The sequence below is a fragment of the Paenibacillus silvestris genome (assembly GCF_009882985.1).
Lineage (GTDB): Bacteria > Bacillota > Bacilli > Paenibacillales > NBRC-103111 > Paenibacillus_E > Paenibacillus_E silvestris.
In genome coordinates this window covers 14376-34321 of the sequence record NZ_WTUZ01000002.1, presented here as the reverse complement: position 1 = coordinate 34321, position 19946 = coordinate 14376, and the positions used below count along the sequence as shown (strand labels likewise).

The 19946-nt window shown below is 47.5% G+C and carries 19 protein-coding genes and 1 riboswitch; of the genes, 5 read left to right on the top strand and 14 right to left on the bottom strand.

The annotated features are described in order from the left end of the window. Nucleotides 1-18 precede the first annotated feature (18 nt). A complete protein-coding gene (purK, locus tag GQF01_RS00605) occupies nt 19-1194 on the bottom strand; it encodes a 5-(carboxyamino)imidazole ribonucleotide synthase (RefSeq protein ID WP_161404770.1) in 1176 nt (391 codons plus the stop codon). Beyond that, complete coding sequence (purE, locus tag GQF01_RS00600; RefSeq protein WP_127455578.1) at nt 1191-1676, bottom strand: 5-(carboxyamino)imidazole ribonucleotide mutase; 486 nt, start codon at nt 1674-1676, stop codon at nt 1191-1193. The genes purK and purE overlap by 4 nt, the downstream gene beginning before the upstream one ends. A 136-nt stretch (nt 1677-1812) precedes the next feature. Then, a riboswitch (purine riboswitch) is annotated at nt 1813-1914 on the bottom strand. A gap of 308 nt (nt 1915-2222) precedes the next feature. Here purE and GQF01_RS00595 point away from each other — a divergent pair. Next, nucleotides 2223-3317, top strand: a complete 1095-nt coding sequence (locus GQF01_RS00595; protein ID WP_161404768.1) for a stalk domain-containing protein — start codon at nt 2223-2225, stop codon at nt 3315-3317. A gap of 93 nt (nt 3318-3410) precedes the next feature. Then, nucleotides 3411-4472: a hypothetical protein gene (locus GQF01_RS00590; RefSeq protein WP_161404766.1), complete on the top strand. Its 1062-nt coding sequence runs from the start codon at nt 3411-3413 to the stop codon at nt 4470-4472. A gap of 101 nt (nt 4473-4573) precedes the next feature. On the opposite strand, the gene GQF01_RS00585 is transcribed toward GQF01_RS00590, so the two are convergent. From GQF01_RS00585 to GQF01_RS00565, 5 genes are all read right to left on the bottom strand, one after another. Beyond that, complete coding sequence (locus GQF01_RS00585; RefSeq protein WP_161404764.1) at nt 4574-4846, bottom strand: Fur family transcriptional regulator; 273 nt, start codon at nt 4844-4846, stop codon at nt 4574-4576. A 65-nt stretch (nt 4847-4911) separates the two neighbouring features. Next, nucleotides 4912-6381 carry a catalase gene (locus GQF01_RS00580; RefSeq protein ID WP_161404762.1) on the bottom strand — a complete coding sequence of 490 codons (1470 nt, stop codon included), beginning with the start codon at nt 6379-6381 and terminating at the stop codon, nt 4912-4914. A 446-nt stretch (nt 6382-6827) separates the two neighbouring features. Continuing rightward, nucleotides 6828-7751 (bottom strand): polyprenyl synthetase family protein, encoded by a 924-nt coding sequence (locus tag GQF01_RS00575; RefSeq protein ID WP_161404760.1) that lies wholly within the window; start codon nt 7749-7751, stop codon nt 6828-6830. A gap of 200 nt (nt 7752-7951) precedes the next feature. Continuing rightward, entirely contained in the window at nt 7952-8587 is a 636-nt protein-coding gene (locus GQF01_RS00570; protein ID WP_161404758.1) for a response regulator transcription factor, read from the bottom strand. Beyond that, the gene (locus GQF01_RS00565) at nt 8584-10908 is read right to left on the bottom strand and encodes a sensor histidine kinase (RefSeq protein ID WP_161404756.1); all 2325 of its coding nucleotides are present in this window, start codon (nt 10906-10908) and stop codon (nt 8584-8586) included. Before GQF01_RS00565 ends, GQF01_RS00570 begins: the two co-directional genes overlap by 4 nt. Before the next feature lie 71 nt (nt 10909-10979). Here GQF01_RS00565 and GQF01_RS00560 point away from each other — a divergent pair, with 71 nt between their 5' ends. The 3 genes from GQF01_RS00560 to sda all read left to right on the top strand — a co-directional run bounded on the left by GQF01_RS00560 (nt 10980) and on the right by sda (nt 12001). Continuing rightward, complete coding sequence (locus GQF01_RS00560) at nt 10980-11162, top strand: hypothetical protein (protein ID WP_161404754.1); 183 nt, start codon at nt 10980-10982, stop codon at nt 11160-11162. Nucleotides 11163-11392: 230 nt separating this feature from the next. Continuing rightward, entirely contained in the window at nt 11393-11827 is a 435-nt protein-coding gene (locus GQF01_RS00555; RefSeq protein WP_161404752.1) for a hypothetical protein, read from the top strand. A gap of 21 nt (nt 11828-11848) precedes the next feature. Then, nucleotides 11849-12001, top strand: a complete 153-nt coding sequence (gene sda / locus GQF01_RS36545) for a sporulation histidine kinase inhibitor Sda (protein ID WP_161404750.1) — start codon at nt 11849-11851, stop codon at nt 11999-12001. Between the two features lie 289 nt (nt 12002-12290). Here sda and GQF01_RS00545 read toward each other — a convergent pair whose 3' ends face one another. The 7 genes from GQF01_RS00545 to GQF01_RS00515 all read right to left on the bottom strand — a co-directional run bounded on the left by GQF01_RS00545 (nt 12291) and on the right by GQF01_RS00515 (nt 19940). Next, a complete protein-coding gene (locus tag GQF01_RS00545; protein WP_161404748.1) occupies nt 12291-13268 on the bottom strand; it encodes an aromatic ring-hydroxylating oxygenase subunit alpha in 978 nt (325 codons plus the stop codon). Between the two features lie 24 nt (nt 13269-13292). Beyond that, nucleotides 13293-14444 carry a BMP family ABC transporter substrate-binding protein gene (locus GQF01_RS00540; RefSeq protein ID WP_235958707.1) on the bottom strand — a complete coding sequence of 384 codons (1152 nt, stop codon included), beginning with the start codon at nt 14442-14444 and terminating at the stop codon, nt 13293-13295. A gap of 8 nt (nt 14445-14452) precedes the next feature. Then, entirely contained in the window at nt 14453-14938 is a 486-nt protein-coding gene (locus tag GQF01_RS00535; RefSeq protein WP_127455571.1) for a (2Fe-2S)-binding protein, read from the bottom strand. Next, the gene (pucD, locus tag GQF01_RS00530; RefSeq protein WP_161404746.1) at nt 14931-17225 is read right to left on the bottom strand and encodes a xanthine dehydrogenase subunit D; all 2295 of its coding nucleotides are present in this window, start codon (nt 17223-17225) and stop codon (nt 14931-14933) included. The genes GQF01_RS00535 and pucD overlap by 8 nt, the downstream gene beginning before the upstream one ends. After that, nucleotides 17209-18120 (bottom strand): FAD binding domain-containing protein, encoded by a 912-nt coding sequence (locus GQF01_RS00525; RefSeq protein WP_161404744.1) that lies wholly within the window; start codon nt 18118-18120, stop codon nt 17209-17211. The genes pucD and GQF01_RS00525 overlap by 17 nt, the downstream gene beginning before the upstream one ends. A gap of 180 nt (nt 18121-18300) precedes the next feature. After that, entirely contained in the window at nt 18301-18942 is a 642-nt protein-coding gene (locus tag GQF01_RS00520) for a nucleotidyltransferase family protein (RefSeq protein ID WP_161404742.1), read from the bottom strand. Beyond that, the gene (locus tag GQF01_RS00515; protein WP_161404740.1) at nt 18936-19940 is read right to left on the bottom strand and encodes an XdhC family protein; all 1005 of its coding nucleotides are present in this window, start codon (nt 19938-19940) and stop codon (nt 18936-18938) included. The genes GQF01_RS00520 and GQF01_RS00515 overlap by 7 nt, the downstream gene beginning before the upstream one ends. Nucleotides 19941-19946 lie beyond the last annotated feature (6 nt).

The following is a 19946-nucleotide window of genomic DNA, read 5'->3' as shown; positions in this document are numbered from 1 at the left end:
TCCTCCAATAATTATCATTTACTTACTTTCCCAAATGCGTGTGCGTTCTATCCAAGTCAATGCTTGCTCTACATCACTTGTTAGCAAATTAATGTGTCCCATCTTGCGTTTCTCTTTTGCTTCCTTTTTCCCGTAGAGATGAACCTTGGCACTAACACCTAAGTCCGCAGCCTCCAAGAAACCAGGCTGGTCGACCTTCCCGTTAAGCGGTTCGATATGCTCGCCAAGCAGATTCACCATAACCACTGGGGATAAAAGCTCCGTCGAGCCTAACGGCAAGTTGCATATAGCTCGAACATGCTGCTCGAACTGCGACGTACGGCACGCTTCCATCGTGTAATGACCGGAATTGTGCGGACGGGGTGCAAGTTCATTCACGTAGAGCTGACCGTCCTTGGTAAGGAACAACTCTACGGCGATCAATCCAATCACGCCAAGTGATTCAGCGATTTGCGTCGCCAGCTTCTCAGCCTCCTGCTGCACATCCGCTGGAATGCGGGCAGGCACGATGGATTGATGCAGGATGTTATGTACATGTATGTTTTCCGCTGCAGGGAATGCCTTCACTTCACCGCGAGGACTTCTTGCTGCAATAACGGATAATTCTTTGTCAAAATGAATGAATTGTTCGAGAACGAGCTCGGTTTTGGCCCGGCTGAGCGTTTCGTAGGCTTCCTCTACTTCATCTAAAGAGCGGATGACCCATTGGCCTTTGCCGTCGTAACCGCCGGTTGCTGTTTTGAGCACACAAGGTGTGCCGAACTTGATGACCGCGTCTTTCAGTTCTGCGGCGCTCTTGATTTCCGCATAAGGGGCAACCGGAACACCTGCGGCCTCAATGGCTCTCTTCTCGCGAAGACGGTGCTGAGTCGTATATAAAAGCTCGCTTCCTTGGGGAACATAGGACTCATTCATAAGTATGCTAGTTACATGAGCATCAACGTTCTCGAATTCGTAAGTGATCACATCGGATAACGCTGCAAGCTTCCGCGCCGCTTCGACATCGTCGAAGTTCGCAAGAATCTGTTCATCTGCGACTTGTCCGCAAGGAGCATCCTCTGTGGGATCGAGCGTTACGAAGCGATACCCCATATTGCGACCAGCCAAGGCCAGCATGCGGCCTAATTGCCCGCCGCCCAAGACACCGATTGTACCGCCGGGCTTGATGACCTTACCACCTGTTGCCTCTGTCATAACAGGTCACTGCTTTCCATCACCGTTTGCGCAATGCGCTCGCGGCGGGCTCTGACCTTCGCTTGCAGCTCAGGCTCGAAAGCGCCCAGGATTTGCGCAGCCAGAAGGCCTGCATTCGTTGCGCCTGCGTGCCCGATCGCCACCGTGGCAACTGGAATGCCACCTGGCATCTGCACGATCGAAAGCAAGGAATCGAGACCGTTCAGCGTCGACGTTTTGACTGGAACACCAATAACCGGAAGCTCCGTTTTGGCTGCTACCATTCCTGGTAGATGCGCCGCTCCGCCTGCTCCGGCGATAATGACTTGAATGCCGCGGCCTGCTGCTGCGGCTGCATATTCGAACATCAGATCTGGCGTTCTGTGCGCGGAAACCACCTTTTTCTCATAAGGCACTCCGAGCTCTTCCAACATGTCGCATGCGTGCTTCATCGTTTCCCAATCCGACTGGCTTCCCATTATGACACCAACACGTACCGTCATCACTAACCCACTCTCTATTGTATGGTAAATATGGTAAAACCCTTAAACCCAAAAAATGCCCAGAGCTAGAATACATGATTCTATCCGCTGGACAGCAAAAGAACCGAATGCAAAAAGACCATCATCTTCCTATGGTTCCCCTCATTCGCTTCCTCGTAGTCCAAAAATTCATGGTTTTTGGGTAGAAACTTTCAGGCCTTATCCCTGATTTTATACGAGTTGATTCGACATTTTCAATTAGTGCGGCTTCATTTCCCGCTTCCCTAGTTTACTACCAACTAACGTGTCATGTCAATTTCAAAAAACGAACGATTTTCGGGTAAATCTTTTGAATAGTTCGTTTTTGGACGTTTTTTTACCAAAAAACACCTGTTTGATTCTACATTCTGTTTTCAACCCTCCCTTCTATGTTAGACATGTACGGAAATAGGGTAAAATGAAGTAGGTCATGCTCCTATTATTTTCGACAAATCCGAAGAATCCCACAAACTTTTCCGTACAAATGTCGTCTAATGATATAGATGATTTGAAAAGGAGAGAGTTCAAATGAAAAAGAAGATGTTCACAGCAAAAATCGCAATGGCTACAGCCCTGCTAGTCGCTGCAAGTCCAGCTCTTCTCCCTCAGCAGGCAAGCGTGTATGCACAATCGGGTAGCATTGATTTCAGCGTACAGCTCGCAACGATTCCTATTCAGATTGGCGATCAACTGGTGAGCGTTCCGGGCGGCAAATCGAAGGATGGCGACACCTATGTCGGCCTCGCTTTTCTTAGCCAGCAGCTAGGCTTGACGACTTCTTGGGATGCAGCGACCAAAACTGTCACCGTCAGCGGGCCTAACAAGACCATGAGCATGCAAAACCAAAGCACGCAATACTCGCTGAATGGTCATACCTTCTTCGCGCCTCTGCCTCCTGTTATTATCGATGGAACTACCTATCTGCCGCTTCGTCTGCTTCTGGAGCAGATGGGCTATAAGATCGGTTATAACGATGAAAGCCATGTCGTGAGTATAGCTAAAATTAAGGAAAATGAACTTAAGCTGACGAACAAGTCCGAGGAGCAGACGAAGACCGATAATCGGAGCATCAGTCTGCAGTATCCGCAGATCGAGGGTTGGGTGAATTCGGCTGCGAGTGCGAAGATTAATACATTCATCCAGAATGAGATAGCCAAATATAAAGCCGCGGCCATCCAGCAGCTATCCGATCTTACCGAGCAGAACAGCGGTACAGCACCTGATTTTCCGAACACGTTCGATGTGAACTATCAAGTTACTTATAATCAGGACCATAAGCTAAGTCTCTATTTTATCGTTTACACATTTTCAGGCGGTGCGCACGGGTTCTATTCCTGGGATGCCCATACGTTCGATCTGGACACGGGGAATGAGCTGAATCTTCAGCAGGTAACTTCGAACAATGCTAACTACAAGACGATTATCAATCAAGAGATTAAGAAGCAGTTGAATGCGAAAGATTATGAGCTTATTGAGCCGTTCGAATCTATTCGTAATGATCAGGGCTTTTATTTAAAAGATGACACCGTCGTCGTTTACTTCGGGCTTTACGAATATGCCCCTTATGCGCTCGGCATTCTAGAGTTTCCGATTCCGCTGTCTGATTTTGCAGCGGCTAAATAACATAGCGAAGCGCCCCAGTTGACTACGTGAGAATTTCTCTTTGTGGTTGCTGGGGCGCTTCACCTTTTTATAAACTACAAGGGAGTGATCCTGATGAAAAAATTCATCTCTGGAGTTATCGTTGGCGTTGGAATATCGGCATGTTCAGTTGCGTTTGCATCAGATGGTTTACAAGCTTTTCTATTTCCGAGCAAAGTGACCTTTCACAATAATGGAATGACGAACGAAGTTTCCTTCAGCAAGGATGATCCTGTCATTAATTTTAATAATAAAGCCTATATTCCTCTGCGATTATTTTCAGAAACATTGCATGCACAAGTTAATTATTCAACTCCTTCAGACTCCAGCGACGGCACAAATCTCATCGATATTTATTTAAACGACGATAACTTTGTCATTCCTGATAATGAAAAAATAATTTCAATTCGTAACATCGAAAGTAACCCTACTGGAGGTCATACTTTTTCATTATCAGGCCTGATAACTACGAATAAGAGTCTGGAGGGTAAAATCATCGAACTCCACGCCTTAGACGCCAACAAGAAAATAATTGGCTCAAATGCCGAAATAAACATCGATGGAGCTGCAGCACTGAATGTTGGGGAAACTCGGAAGTTTTCAACATCCATCTATTCCAAGGAAACACCAATTGCCTATGAGGTTGTGCTTAAAGACTCCTGGGGACTTACACAACTAGACTATTTTATGGATGGTATGCTGCAAAATGTTGCTGGCATTTCATTCGGACCACCTGCCATTGACCTGAACAAGCATGCTCTGATCTCGCACCTGCAATTCAAAAATCAAAGTGATAAAGACATTTTCATTGAACCTCTTTCCATCGAATATCAAATTAATAAAGTAATTGGCGATAAGAAAGAACTGATTAAGAGTTACAAACTCGCTAGTCTTCAAAATAAAATCCCTAGCATGTCGTGGTATCAAGCATCTATTCCAGCGTGGAATCTACGAGATCAAAATGGAAGTCCCGTCGCAGCCGGCAGCTATGAGGTTAGTATTATCGTGCCTAACTCACTTACATTTACATCCGAGGGGACATCTGAAAAGCAAACATTAACTAACTTTTCAAATTACACAAAATGGGATGTTGAGATCACACAAGATCAAATAAATAAGATAACTAATACAAATTAATGTTTGATCCATCAACGAGATGCAAAAGCGCCCCATCAACTACACGAAGCTGTGAGAGAGCTTCAGGTAGTGAGTGGGGCGCTTATTTTAGCTGTTCCTACTTATGAACTTAACGCGGCTTCATACCGCATGGAGCTTCCGATCACGGAAAGTTCTTTCACCAAACCCAGCTGCTTGAACACATGCAGCGAGCTGTTCACCGTCATTGCGTTGATCGTCGGATATTTGACGAGTAACGCTTCACAAATTTCTTTGACCGTTGTGTAACTGCCCTGCTCGTATAAAAACTCCAATAACGCGTACCGCTGCGGGGTTAGTGGGATGTTTTTGGCGCGCATCCGCTGCAGCGCTTGGTTCAGATCATGCTTTGCCATCATGGAAACCTCCTCTGCGATTTTTCATTGTATAGTCTATGGATTATAGGCGCACGCGTGCTCCCTTATCGGTTCAAATGCTGCAAATAACCGGAAATATCTACATGGAGGCCAGCAGCAAGGGCTTCGCCTAGTGTAGCATCAGCGCGATAGAAATTGCAGATAGCTAGCAGCTTCGATTTCTCATGAACCGAAGAAAGGTCGCCGACCAGATTGGAGATGAAATTCGCCTGCTCCTGCTCGCTGAAGCTGCGGAATGTATCTCCGGCTTGGGCGAAATCATTCGTTTTGGCGATTTTTTGCCGGGCTGCCTGGCCTTGGAGCGGCATGGAGCTATCTCGGTACTCCGGCGCCTCCTTGGGAGCATCGGCATGACGGGTCGGCTCGTAGTTCACACTGCCGGGTTGCGGCTTCATTTGCATAGCTCCGTCTCGCTGATTATTACTTACAGCCGCATACGGGCAATTTACCGGAATTTGCAGGTAGTTGGCACCAAGCCTATGTCTTTGCGTGTCAGGATAGGAAAACAGGCGTCCTTGCAGCAGCTTGTCCTCGGATGGCTCAATTCCTGCAACTAGTACACTCGGAGCGAAGGCGGCTTGCTCAACCTCAGCGAAAAAGTTCTGCGGATTGCGATTCAGCGTCATCGTCCCTACTTTGTGCAGAGGAATGATGTCTTCCGGCCAGACTTTCGTCGGATCCAGCGGATCGAAATCATACGCTTCCAGATCCTCAGGCTGGAGCAGCTGTACATGCAGATCCCATTTCGGGAAATTGCCGCTAGCAATGGCATCATACAAATCTCTCGTAGCATGGCTGAAATCTTCTCCTTGCACGACAGACGCTTCCGCTTTGGACAAATTACGTACACCTTGATGCGGCTTCCAGTGATATTTCACATACACGTAGTTGCCAAAGGCGTTAATCCATTTGAAAGCATGAACGCCAAACCCATTCATCTCCCGATAGTTAGCCGGTGTGCCGTAATCCGAAAAGACCCAGGTCAGCATATGCGTGGACTCCGGCGTGAGCGACATGAAATCCCAGTAGCGGTCCGGTGTCTGCACATTCGTATCAGGCGCTGGCTTCAGGGAATGCACCATATCTGGGAACTTCATCGCATCGCGGATAAAGAAGACGGGAAGATTGTTGCCAACCAAATCGTAATTGCCTGCTTCCGTATAAAATTTGACCGCGAAGCCCCGCGGATCACGCGCCGTTTCCGGTGAGCTCTGACCGTGAATAACGGTCGAAAAGCGAACGAATACCGGTGTTTCTTTCCCCGCTTCACCGAGGAAAGCCGCTTTGGTGTATCGGTTCATCGCCTGCTCAACCTTAAATGTGCCGAATGCTCCCGCTCCGCGCGCATGCACGACACGCTCCGGAATGCGCTCTCGGTCGAAATGTGCAATTTTCTCAAGTAGATGGTAGTCCTCCAGAAGTGTAGGGCCATGCTGGCCTGCTGTTCTGGAATTCTGATTGTCGCCTACCGGTGCGCCTTGATTAGTCGTTAAGTAATTGGGGTTCTGACTCATGTACAACGTCCTCCTCACAGTGATAATAATTTCTTTTTTATAATTATTATAATATAGTATTTATTTTATTTTAAATGATAATGATTGTCAACGACTTCAATACAATAAATTTTCACTTCACAACTGGACATGCATCCTGTCCTGTCCTCCTGTCTCGCCCACTACCACCACCGCGCTCTACGAGCTTACTGAATACCAGGAAAAACTAACGCTATTTCGACGCACGACCCGGTGTCAGCAGCTTTACATGGAATTCCTCCCGTTAATAACACGAATTAACACAGAAACGGGTATATTGAACCAATTTAACAGGAGTTTTTCCAGTTCAGACCTTACAAAAAAGCCGATAAACCCAATCGCACACGCGATCGAGTCTACCGGCTTTTCCTATCTATTCTGAGCCAATCCAGCAAGCGGCGGGCCAAACTCCTTCCTGTTCGGCAGCTTTATCCTTCCTCGGTAAAACTGCCGTACGTTACCTCCCGGAACCTTTCCTTCCAAGGAGAAACGGCTTGCAGTTTCTCGTAGATCTCCTCCGCTTTCTGAACGCATACCGACTGTACCACTCGTCCATACTCTAAGCATCCAGAGTCCGTAATCATTTGAATAAACGTTTCCTTCTCCTGCAGAAGAACATCCGATGTAATTTCCTCATCGTAATACTCCTTTAATGTAGTAAACCTTTCATCCTCAATGGATAGCAGATACAAGATAGGCAGCGTACGCTTCTTGGCGTACAAATCATTCTTCACATCAATGCGAACGATGTCTCGCATATCATTCTGAATCTGATGAATCAGCCCGATACAATCGGCCAACTCATGAAGCTGCTCGATCGTCTCCCGCGGAGTATCCACCGTCATATATCCCATGAAACACGCCAAGCGAAAGAGAGAGCCGGATTTCTCCTGCGTCATCTCCAGATAATGCTGGGCCGTCTCCGCAGCATTCACCACATCCTTATGCTGGCCGTTAATCGAACGCGCAATGATCCTCGTCACCTCGACTAACCATTCCGACTTCACTTGCAGATGCCCCAACTCGCCAAAGAATCCCATTAGCAGCGCCAGAACGGCATTCAATGCCTCCGCTTGCGAGCATTGCATCCACGGCTTGTCCTCTTGATCCTGATCTTGCAGATCATCCACAATATCCAAGATTAAGTTGGCCAACTCCACGAGTGCCGCGTAGCGCTCAATATGCGGAGAATCTCCACCCAACATATAATGCGTGCAAAGCGTAACCTTCGCCCACGCTCCATTCTCTTTCTCTTTATCGGCAATGAATGATTTCAAAAGCTCATTTAAACCCTTCACTTCAATGTACTCGTCCACCAATCGAATCATATGTTCTTTGACGCTTTGCTTCATGCTCCATTCGCCTCGCTTCTGTCTCTTATGTTAAAGAATGGAAACTTCGTCTAAACCGCACAGAAGACCGGAAAAGGCTAATGCCTTCCCGGTCTTCATAAGATTATTTACATGTTTATGCAGAGAGCAGAATGCCACTGCCTCTTACTTTATGTTTATAGTAGAGTACATGTTCTTTAGGTGTCAATGATTTGCTGCACTTAATCGTAATACTTGCTTTTTATAAACTTTTGCAGCGCTTCCGATCTGGACTTCACACCTAATTTATCGTAAATTTTTCGTAAATAATTATCTACTGTGCGCTTACTCATATAAATTTGATCTGCAATTTGTTCGTGAGTCGCACCCTTCATGAGCATATTCAACATATTTACCTCTTCATCCTGCAAAGAAAAATCTTCTGTCACATCCGTATCAACGTTCAACTGCATCTGATGAAAAAAAGATAATGGCAGCATGGTTTGACCATCCAAAATACAATTCACCATGTTAATAATCGTCCGTTCATTTGACTCTTTAGACAGAATGCCGCTTACTTTCGCATCAATTAGTTTATTGAAAATACTGCTCAATTCAATCCCCGTAAATATAACAATATGAATGTGTGGATATTTGCGTTTGATTTCCGCTGCTACTTCCATTCCGCTTTGATCAGGCAGTTGATAATCAAGAAACACAAGTCCAGGCTGTAGAAGTGCAACTTGTTCCAAACACTGTTTCGCATTACTGACAACCCTGGTGACTTCGATCCGATCCATTTGTTCCAACAAAGCTTTCGTTGCCCTAGCGAATAAAGGATGGTCATCGACAACTAATGTTTTGACAACATCGCTCATACAGAACTGACCTCCTCAACCGGAATCCACATTTTAAACGTCATGCCCTTCCCTTTCAGCGTATTCAGATCCATCTTACCATCCATATGTATAACCCTACTTTTTATTTGTTCGATCCCCATGCCTGATGCCCCGATTTCCTTTTGTACTCCTTCATTAAGCTCATTAAAGCCAACGCCATCATCTTCATAGTGTAAATAAAATTGCTCATTAGCTTCTTCAACTACAAATCTGACTCTTTCTGCCTGTGAATGCTTCTTTGCATTATTTAATAGCTCCTGAACAATACGGAATATATGACGTTTTGTCTGCAAATCTCTACTTTCAATACTAGAAGCAGGACTGATTTCAATGGAAAGTTCGAATGAAGTCGTGTATGCCTCCTTCTCAATATACATTTGTAAAGTCTGAATCAACCCGACTTCTCTCAATAAATGCGGATTAAGCTCGAAGCAGCTCTGACGCAAACTTGCATTAATCATATCAACGAAATTATTCATATTATTTAACTGATCTTGATCAGTCTTTGTCAAAGTACCATTATCAGCAATGGAGGAAATTCTCCTTTTAAGGAAAAATAAATCCTGCATCGTCGTATCATGCAAATCCGTCGCAATACGAATCCTTTCTTCTTCTTGAAGCTCAAACATCACTTTGCGAAACCATTGGATATCTTGCGCTACCCCCTCATTCGGAAGTTGAGCTGCAAACTGCTGTAAATTAACCGTTAGCTTGCGAATTAAGTGCACATTCTCCAAGCTGATTTCCAAATATGAAGTAATGAGTTCGAGCCACTGCTTCTCTTCTTTTGAGATGAATGTGTTGGTTTTTTTGCGCGTCATGATCAAATAGCCTGTGTATGCCTCATGCCCCGACATCTCTATACTTGTGTAGTCAGGATGATTAAGTAAGGTTGACCCCTTCACTAGCTGTTCGATTTCTACATCATCAATTTCACCTTGCGTAATAATTTCTATCTCATCCCTATGCAGAAAAACAATCGCACCTCCTGAAACTTGCATCGTGTTCACAATGTCTACAAGGATAATATCTTTCAACTCTCTAAGAGTTGAGATAGCACCTAGGCTTTTAGAGATCTTCTTTAATGCTTGTTGCAAAACATGCTTCTTAGGGAAAAGAAAAGGTTCTAGGCGAGTTGTCCAATATTCAGCTGCATAGAGCAATAGGGAAACCAGTATTGTCGATCCTATGAAAACAAATAAAATCTGCTTCTCGTTCACTTCATTGCTAAATAGAAAGGCATACGCCCCCGTAAATAAACTAACAGGTATGATTGCCATAAGACCCGCGAATAAAAACCGACGAACGACAAGACCAATATCATAAAGTTGATTGGAAGCAATTAAGTAAATAAAAGAAATGGGAAATAACATAATGATCCAGCTTGTGTAAATCCCATCAATAACCCAAATTCCCAGAAAAATTTTAGGTAAAAAAGATAAGCAGATGATCGGGAAAATAGAAATAAATAGCGAGAAACACACACTTTTCACTATGCTTGATAAATAACTGTGTTGTTTCCGCACTTTAAAATACATAAAGGCTATTACACTTATATTAATTAAGAAGCCAATAATGAATACCCCTAATGTTATGGAACCGTCCAAACGATACAACTTTTGCATCGATGGGAAAAAATATAGCACTCTTAGCATAACCCCGGCTAACAAAATGGCGTACAAGTACTTAATGAATCGAGTAGATAATTGTACTTCTCCCTTTTCAATAAAAAACACGACAATAAAATGTAAAAACACAACAGGCAATATTGTCATAAAGTTCGCTATTAATAGTTTTCCAACTAGATCTCCTCGTATCGAGGCACCAAGGCTCATATAAATAACAGCCATCGTTAAAAATACCGCGGCAAGCAACCTTGCTGACTGTGAGCGACGTAATTTCAATAAGAGAATGCCCGCTAGAAATAGGCAGACAAACTCTTCAACCAGCGGGATCATATCATAGATCGTTGTGCTGCTCTCCACACGATACTCGCTATCCAGCCCATTTTTCGAAATAAGCAATGTATCTGCCTGTTCGATAGCTCCCCATTTCACGACAAACTGTGATTCTTCTGGAGGTAACCCGTCAATTAGTTTAACAATATCCCCTACCGCAATACCTAACTTCGCGCTTGCACTCTCAGGGTGAGACTCAACCACTTCCCATTGCTCTTGGTTATTTAATGATATATATATACCAACATAAGGATGATGGAATGTCACCGAAGAACACCATAATTGTAAAAATACTAGGACTAAAATACTTACGACAAATATATACATTTTACTTTTTCTCATCTTCCACATACCTCCAACTATTTGATACAATATATCTAGCAATTACTAAGATATATGAAGGGAGTCCTAATATGCTGAACATTCAGTTAGCCCCGAAACTGCACGATGTCGTACACATGCTTAAAAATATCGAGCTAAATCAAGTTTCAACTCCTCTATTAGCTGGTATTTCTAAAGAGGAAACGGCGGCGGTAATGAAAACCTTTACAATTAAAGAAAAGAAACAAACAGAGCCGATCTGTAACTGGTGGTAATTTCACCAACCTTATTTTACCAAAAACAAAAAGGATTGTATAACCAGCATTTAGCTGTTATGCAATCTTTTTTGCATTTTCACGCACATATTTTACATCTTCGCGCAAAAAGTTTGCATACAATCCCTATACATTTGCGATGTGAAGAAGTGAAACAAATTATATGATAATTAGTATATATATGGAAATTCATATAATCATCTTATTCAGAGTTGAGAGGAGATCTAGGTATGAGAGATAAAACAATGAATCGATGGAGTACCTACGACCCCTTCTATATCAAACTCGCCGATAAAAAAGTCGTCGACATCATCATTACCCACCATGCGCACAGCCGATATCGCACTCGCCTTGGTAACGAATCGACCCAACTCGATGAAATTTATGCTTTACTGTGGGAAAAGCTAAAGAGCGGCAGCATCGCTTCTTATTACAGGAACGAAGAAGATGTCTATGTGATAGACGATGATTTGCTTTTTGTCGCTCAATTTGTCGTCGATGAGACAGAGACAGATCTACTAGGAGACCCCTTGCACAAAATGATCGTGATTACTTTCCTCGGGAAAATGAGCGAAAGTATAGAGCTGCGCGATCTACGAAGTTACTACACATGGCTGCGCCATTCCCGAAGGATGACATTAATTAAAAATGGAAGAAAACGATGACAACATGAAAGAGGTAGGAAGATGTACTTACACTCACTAAGCCTTGATAGTTTAATTAAGGCTTATTTGGAAGCGATAGAATTAGAGCTCGAAGAAGAATTCATAGAACTTCTCTTGAATGAACTAATACGGCGAGAAATCCTCATTGATGGACTTTCCGAACCCACAAAGTGAATCAACATAGATAAAGATCATGTTAAAAGGAACTAGAGTCCGCTATTTCAGCAAGTATCACACAAATCACTGTACAAACGGAACTACATTCCCTTATTCCCTCAAATTCACCCTCATTTCGCCCAATCTCGCTCATATAACGGATCATAGTTCCCCTTGGCGTCCAAACAACTCTAAATCGCAAAAATAAAGAACCACAGTTCCCATATCCGCGGCTCACCATGCAAAAAAGACTACCAAAAAGGCCTCCCAGCCCCTTCGATAGCCCCACTCATATCACAACTACAAACTACGCCGTCCCAAACGTCACACCCAATTCCCGAAGCCGCTTGCGATAAGCAATACTTAATCGGTCCGTGCTCAAATGCAGCTCCGCCTGAAGATCAAGCGGCAGCAGCTCCGGCTTCTGATTTTCGACCATTTCACGATCCTGCTCGATCAACATCTCCTGAAACTGGATGAACGTCTCATCCGGCTCCTCATACGCATAATTCCGCTGCTTAAGCATGAAAGCCTGGCTGCGCTGCTCGGATTCCGGGAGCACCATGAGGAACAAACGGAAGATATGATCCGTATCCCGATCTCTTTTGGTAAAAGCAACACTCAGCGGGCCATACACTTCATACACGTAACGGCTATGTACCCCACGCCCCGTCCCATCGGGATCGGGTTGGTAGACGACGATTTCCTCCGAGGTGAGGACACCGTTCTCCTCATGTACCTGATAATCGCCAATTTCAGCATAATCACTATCGCCCAGATGACCCTCATGAACAAACATAAGGTGGGATACGTCGAGGAAATTCTCAATAATGCGAGGCCCTGCGGCTTGCAGGGTATACGGCCCCATCCATACTTCTTTGAAGCCTTCCGGGATATAAGCACTCACCCTTGGCAGCGGGCCTGCCGGCGTCCCCAAGCAAACCCAGACAAATCCATGCGCTTCCACACAGGTGTAGACAAAAGCTTTTGCCTTCAAGGGAATAGCCCGATTAGCAGGCAGCGAAGGAATTCGCGTGCACGACCCGCAGCTGCTAAATGACCAGCCATGATAGGCGCAGACGAGTTCATTCCCCTTAACTTTGCCGAGTGAGAGCGGCACACCCCGATGAATGCACAAGTCTTTGAAGGCGTGAACGCCGTCAGAGGTGCGGAAAACAGCCACTTTCTCCCCCAGCACAACAACAGGAACCGGTCGATCCGTCAGCGTCGACGACAACAATACCGGATGCCATTCATCAAGAAGAGTCTTATCTTGTATCGTCATCGTCCCCTACACAACCTTTCCTCATTATTTCGGAATGACACCTTTAATGCCCTTAACAAACCAAGTTGTACCCAGGATTTCTTCATCGGTCATCTTTTTCCCCTGCTCATATCGGACTTTGCCGTCCTGATCGACAATCGGGCCTTGGAACACATCGAAGGTTCCTGCCAAGATCTCCTGCTTTTTCTTCTCGACAAGCTCCTTCACGTCAGCCGGCACATTTTTGCCAAGCGGTGCGATTTCCGTGATGCCTTCCTTCATGCTGCCGAAGTAAGCTTCTGATTTCCAAGTGCCATCCATGACGCTTTTTACAGCCTTCACATAGTAGGGGCCCCAATTCCATTTCGGGTTGGAAATGTAAGTTTCCGGTGCGAACCGACCCATGTCGGAATCGTTGCCGATCCCCCAGACCTTGCGCTCAGCAGCCGCTTGAATCCCCGCAGGCGAATCTTGGTAGGCAGCCAGCACATCAACGCCTTTGTCCAAAAGTGAAATAGCCGCCTGTTTCTCCGTTGCCGGGTCGAACCAGGTATTACTCCAAACGACGGAGACGTCTACGTTCGGATTTACGCTTTGCGCTCCTAAAGTGAAAGCATTAATGGTATAAATGACCTCTGGAATCGGGAATGCGCCGACATAGCCCATATGATTGTTTTTGGTCATTTTGCCGGCGGCCATGCCGACAAGATAGGCGCTCTGATACTCGCGTCCCATGTACGTGCCCATGTTAGGCAATGTTTTGTAGCCTGTGGCATGCAGGAATTTCACATTCGGATGCTTCTGCGCCACGTTATACATCGGATCCATATAGCCGAAAGAGGTTCCGAAAATGATATCGTTTTTCTGAGCCAACTCTTCGAAAACCCGCTCCGCATCTGGGCCCTCAGGAATATTTTCAACCGTAGTCGCTTTGATGCCCAGCTCTTTCTCCATCATCAAGCGGCCTTGATCATGCTCATAAGTCCAGCCTCCGTCACCGGGTACACCAATATAAACGAAGGCGACTCTAGGAAGTTTTTTCTCGGTTGTTGCAGGGGCCGTGCTTGCCGTCGAAGCTGCCGCAGGGGAGCTTGCTGGTGCTGTCGTGGTGCTCGTCGTTGATGTAGGTGAACTGGAGCAAGCGGATAGGATCATTAGGAAGATAGCAGTTAAGGACAACATCCATTTTTTTGGCATTATGGCTTCTACCCCTCTCTTTTTATCGACAAACCACATCGTTCTACTGCTCTGAAAATCCCTTCATAACCGGTGCACCGGCATAAATTGCCGCACAGCGCTTGCTCGGCCTCCGCTCTCGTCGGGGCGGGATTTTTGGCCCACAAGGCCGTTAACGTAACAACCATCCCTGCGGTACAATAACCGCACTGCAGCCCTCCTTCCTCTAACATGGCTTGTTGAACAGGATGCAGCGTTTCCCCTCCAGATATCCCTTCAATCGTGGTCACCTGCTTGCCTGCCGCTTGATAAGCCATTAATAGACACGCATTTACCGGCTTTCCATCAAGCAGCACCATACAGGCGCCGCATCGTCCAATCTCACAAGACACTTTGGTTCCGGTTAATCGCAGGTCGTCTCTTAAAATATCTGACATCCGCTTGGAAGCAGGAACCGGAATCGCAATTTCCTTCCCGTTAATGGAGCACTCCAGTACATACGTTGTATTAATCAATGGCCTCCACCCCTTCTAACCAATCGATGGACTGCACGATGTGTTCTGGTGAAATCGGCAGCCGGTTCACCCATATGCCCGTTGCTTGCCGAACTGCTGCCGTAATCGCCGGCGCCAATCCGACGCTGCCGATTTCGCCTACCCCACGCGGGCCAAATGTATCGCCCTCGGGTAATTCTTCAATCGCTTCCACACGAATCGACTGAGGACTATCTCGAAAAGTTGGAATCAGATAAGTGTCCAAATTATGCCTCACATAGGAGCTCATCTGCATAGCAGCGTCCTCCGTTAATGTGAAGCCCAAGGCCATTACGCTTCCTCCCTCGATTTGACCGAGGAAACCCATCGGATTAATGACAGGCCCTGCAGCAATAACGTGATCGGTTTGAATTACCCTCACCCGCCCTGTCAGCATGTTCACTTCCACCTCCACGACGGCTGCGGCGTAGGAGTACAAGTAATGCGCTCCGACCTGCCCCGCCGGTGTCGTCGGGTAGTCAAACACGGTCTGCGCCAGGATCGGCTTCGCTGCCTGATCGGCAGCTGCCGCCAACTGCGCATACGTCACAACCGGCCGCCCCGCCCCATCGCCACTGCGATGGAGTCCGCCTACGCCGGTTGTCAGCTCCTCCGGCGCGAAGCCGCCCAGCTCAGCAGCCTGCTCCAGCAGCGCCTGCACGAACGGCGGCTTCAGCCGCTGCAGAGCGCGCCACATCATCGTGGTGGCGCGGGACGCCGTGCTCGAGCCGCTGATCGGCACGCGATCGGTATCGCCGATGACGATACGGATGTCATCGGCGGCGCAGCCGAAGCAGTCCTGCAGCATCAGCGTGAGTGCTGCGTAAAGCCCTTGCCCGAACTCCTCGAAGCCGAAGGAGGCCTGGATCTTGCCCTCCGGCGTGAGCTCGATGCGTCCGCCGGAGTGATCCGGGATGCCGAGGCCGAGGCCGGCCCCGTGCATCACCATCGAAGCGCCGACGCCTCGGCGCAGCCACGGTTCCTGCGCGCTCGCGTGCGACTTGCCACGCTTCGCCCAGAGCGGCGATTCCTGCGCTTTGTGCCAGACCTGGCTAGCACCTTCGGTCGGCACAATCTCTTGCCCCATCGGCCCGGGATCGCTCGGTGCACGCAGATTCAGCTTGCGCAGCTCCCAAGCATCCATCCCGAGCTTCTCGGCCAGACGCTCGATCTGACTCTCCACGGCAAAAATCACCTGATTGCCGCCAAAGCCCCGAAACTCCCCGGATACGCCGTTATTCGTATAAACACTAGTCCCTTTTACATCTATATGAGGAATCGTATAAGGCCCTATAGCATGTTCAGTTGCAAAGTTCAGCACCTCACAACCGAGCGTTGCGTAAGCACCTGTATCTGCTAGGATGCTGACCTGATGTGCGATGAGATGTCCACTTGCATCTGTTCCCGTCTTCATGGTGATCCGCATCGGATGCCTCTTGATCCCGGCAATGACCGATTCCCTCCGAGAATTGTGCATTTTGATTGGCGCTCCAGTCATTAGCGCAAGCAAGGCACCGAATGGCTGCACATTCAGCTCATCCTTCCCGCCGAATGATCCTCCAATGGGACTAGAGACTACCCGAATCTGCTCTTCTTCCATAGCGAGAATACGGGCTAACTGCATCCGATCCTTATAGCCGTGCTGCGTTGGCGAGTATACCGTCAGTCGGCCGTCTTTACCCGGAATGAAGAGACCGCCCTCCGTTTCCATGTACGTGTGCATCTGCCTCGGAGTGTAATAGGTCTCCTCTACAATGTGCGCACACTCTGCAAAAGCAGTCTCCGCCTCACCTTGCTTCAAATGCGTGCGATGCAGCAGGTTGCCATCCGGATGAAGGAGCACAGTCCCTTCGTCCAGCGCCGTTTCTGGATTGTCTACAACAGGCAGCGGCTCATAGACAACTTCTATTAAACTAAGTGCATACTCGGCGATTTCCTCTGTATCCGCTGCTACAGCCGCCACAGCATCACCAATATAACGAACACGTTCTTGGCACAGGACAGGCTGATGGGGAAAGGCAATGCCGAACAAGTTCATGCCCGGCACATCCTCAGCTGTAATAACGGCGCGAACGCCCGCGGTCGCTTTGGCCTTGCTCGTATCTATAGAGAGTATCCACGCGTGCGGGTACTTGCTTCGCAGCACTTTCCCATGCAGCATACCCGGTGCTGTCAAATCCGTGAGGTATTGGAGCCTCCCCGTGACCTTCTCTTCACCATCGGGACGAATGATCCACTTTTTCGCATACGTATCACGACCTAGGAGCATAGGCTCCGCCCCCTTTTCGCCAAGCTTTATAACACTCGGAAACGATGAGATTCGCCGCCGTTATCTTCCGGTAATCAACACCTGCGTAATCATCAGCTACAGCCTCGAACCCTTCAGACACTCCCTTGTGCAAAGTTTGCAGGACCTCTTTGGATAAAAGCTTCCCTGTGACCGCGTCCTCAAGCTCCGTAAACCTCGCCGGGATTGCACTTCCTCCGCCTGCACTTAAAGCGATAGCCACGATCGTTCCGTCCGCATCCATCCTTAAACTGCCTGCTACCGTTACGACGGATGGGGTAAAGGCCTCCCTGCGTCCCACCTTCAAATAAAACGCATGAGACTTGCCCATGTCCTGCTCTGAAGCTCGCACCACAATCTTCGTCATCATTTCATAGGAGGTGAAATGCTTGCTCTCCAGCCACTCTTCTAGCGGCAGCATGCGCTCTTTCTGCCCATCGGACCACCCCACCTGAGCATCCATAACAAGGAGAACTGGGATGAGATCACCCGTACGGGTTACCACATTGCCTCCGATCGAAGCTAAATTTCGTACAGAAGGCGCTGCAATTTCAGAACAAGCTTGCACCAAGAGTCCGCATCGCTGCCTTATCAGCTCATTTTCCATCAAATCAGACAAACAACAAGCTGGACCTATATGAACATGACCTACAGTGTCAATGGTTAAACCCGAAAGAGCTGGAATGCTCCCCAAACTGATCAAGTGCTGCGGGGTTGGCGAAAGACCATTTTCCCATCGTGTCCGAAGCCATGTGCCGCCTGAGATCAACACGGAGTTGTCTCCCCATTGTTGTTTTAATTGCATGGCTTCCTCAACACTCGTCGGCTGCCACACCGAAGGCTGCTGCTCTGGCAGCTGGTACAAAGGAACTGACATGAACAAAACCTCCTCAGCGTAAACTGAACCGCTGTTTTCACAAATTATCCGTAGTTAAATTAGATCAACTATAAACAATTTCCAAAAACAGAGTCAACTAACTTAACACCATTTTGTGTTTTTGTATAAAAAAATAGCGCATCATTAGTAATAATGCACTTTTGGCTACATTTATGTTATTTAAATTGACATGAAGTGGTCAGCAAATAGCTTTTTTGCCTCCTCATATCGGTCTGCAGTGTCTATGTCCATGAATGGCAATTCGTTTACCTCAATGATTTGTCCCCGATACAAAGTCGAGCGAAACAGGGATCGCGCCCCGACATCCCCTTCGAGCGACGCTGCAGCCTGCCACATGCTAGGTCCCATAATGAGTGGAGGTTTCGGCTGGCCCTTATCCCCGCTCGCGATATAATCCTCCCCTGCACCCTCATCGAACGCATTCGTGAGGTCTAACAACATGCCCCCATCGATGAATGGTTGATCAGCCAGCAGAACCATGATCCCCTCTGCTCCCAGCTTCTTGGCCGCCTGAATGCCTGTGCGCAGGGAATGCGCCATACCGCTTTCTGCATCTGGACAGACCGCAATCTGACAGCGTCCCTGCAGCCTACCAGATTCCGGAAGCCAATCCAGGGAGTCGCCTTCGCGCACGACAACAACCACACTGCCCAGCTCCGAATTCAACGCTTGCTGGAGAGCAACGCTACCTAACGGAACACCTTCCGCCAGTTCTAAGGACATCTTCGATGTGCCCATTCGCTTAGAGCTGCCGGCTGCCAGATAGACGCCAATGACCTTTCGCTTCCTGGCATTCACCATGGGCGGCACCCTTGGATATCTCCCGACATAACGGAGGAGCTCCATTCTACATTTGCGCGTACACCACGCCTTATACTTATCAATTCTGCTACAATGCTGATAGCATTCTCGACAGGACCTTCTGAGCCAATGTGCAAGCCAACAGGATAATGCACCCATTCAGGTCGCTCCATGCCATCCAGCAGCCTCTCGGATCGCGAACGCGAGCCCATAATACCAAGGTAGCGCAGCCTCAATTTCATGGCTCCCCTCACGAATTCGGCATCTTTATCGAACTGATGACTCATAACTACCACGTAGTCATCTGAGCTCAATCTTAACTTTTCAACCAGCTCTCCTGGAAAAGCAACCACCGTCTCCGCACCGGGAAACCGTTCTTCCGTGCAGTAAGAATCGCGCCAATCTGCGACCACTACGCGAAATCCGCTGCTTACAGCGAGCCCTGCAAGCGGAATAGCATCTTGATTAGCTCCAAACACAATGACTCTAGGCTTAGGCTTGAAAGTGTAGACATAAGCATTGGAGAGCGAATTGTGGTCAGCAACAGAAGCAGCAGCAGCCTTATCTATCTCACACAACATATACTGCGTATTGGAATACCCCTCCATAAATAAGCGTGTAAGTTGTACAACTTCTCCTCGATCCATGGCCGCTTTGGCCGTTAGAAGGTGAACAAGCAGCTCACCTGTCACTGGCTCCAGCAGAATGCGAATGAATCCGCCGCACCCAATCGTTTCCCCCCAACCGAAATCATCGGCTGGCCGCATGTCATACTCAATCATTTGCGGCTTCTGTGAGGCCTCGACTAGGGGCACATAGCCGGATAGATCAGCTTCCAGACAGCCCGGGGAGATGCTCCCGTACAAGCTGCCATCCAAGAGCAGCAGCATCATAGCTCCTTGCTTACGATAGGCATGCCCTTCCACATGAATGACCGTGGCCAGCACAGCTGACTGCTCACAATGCTCTACCACTTGTAAAATGTCGTAGGCTTCCATCTCACC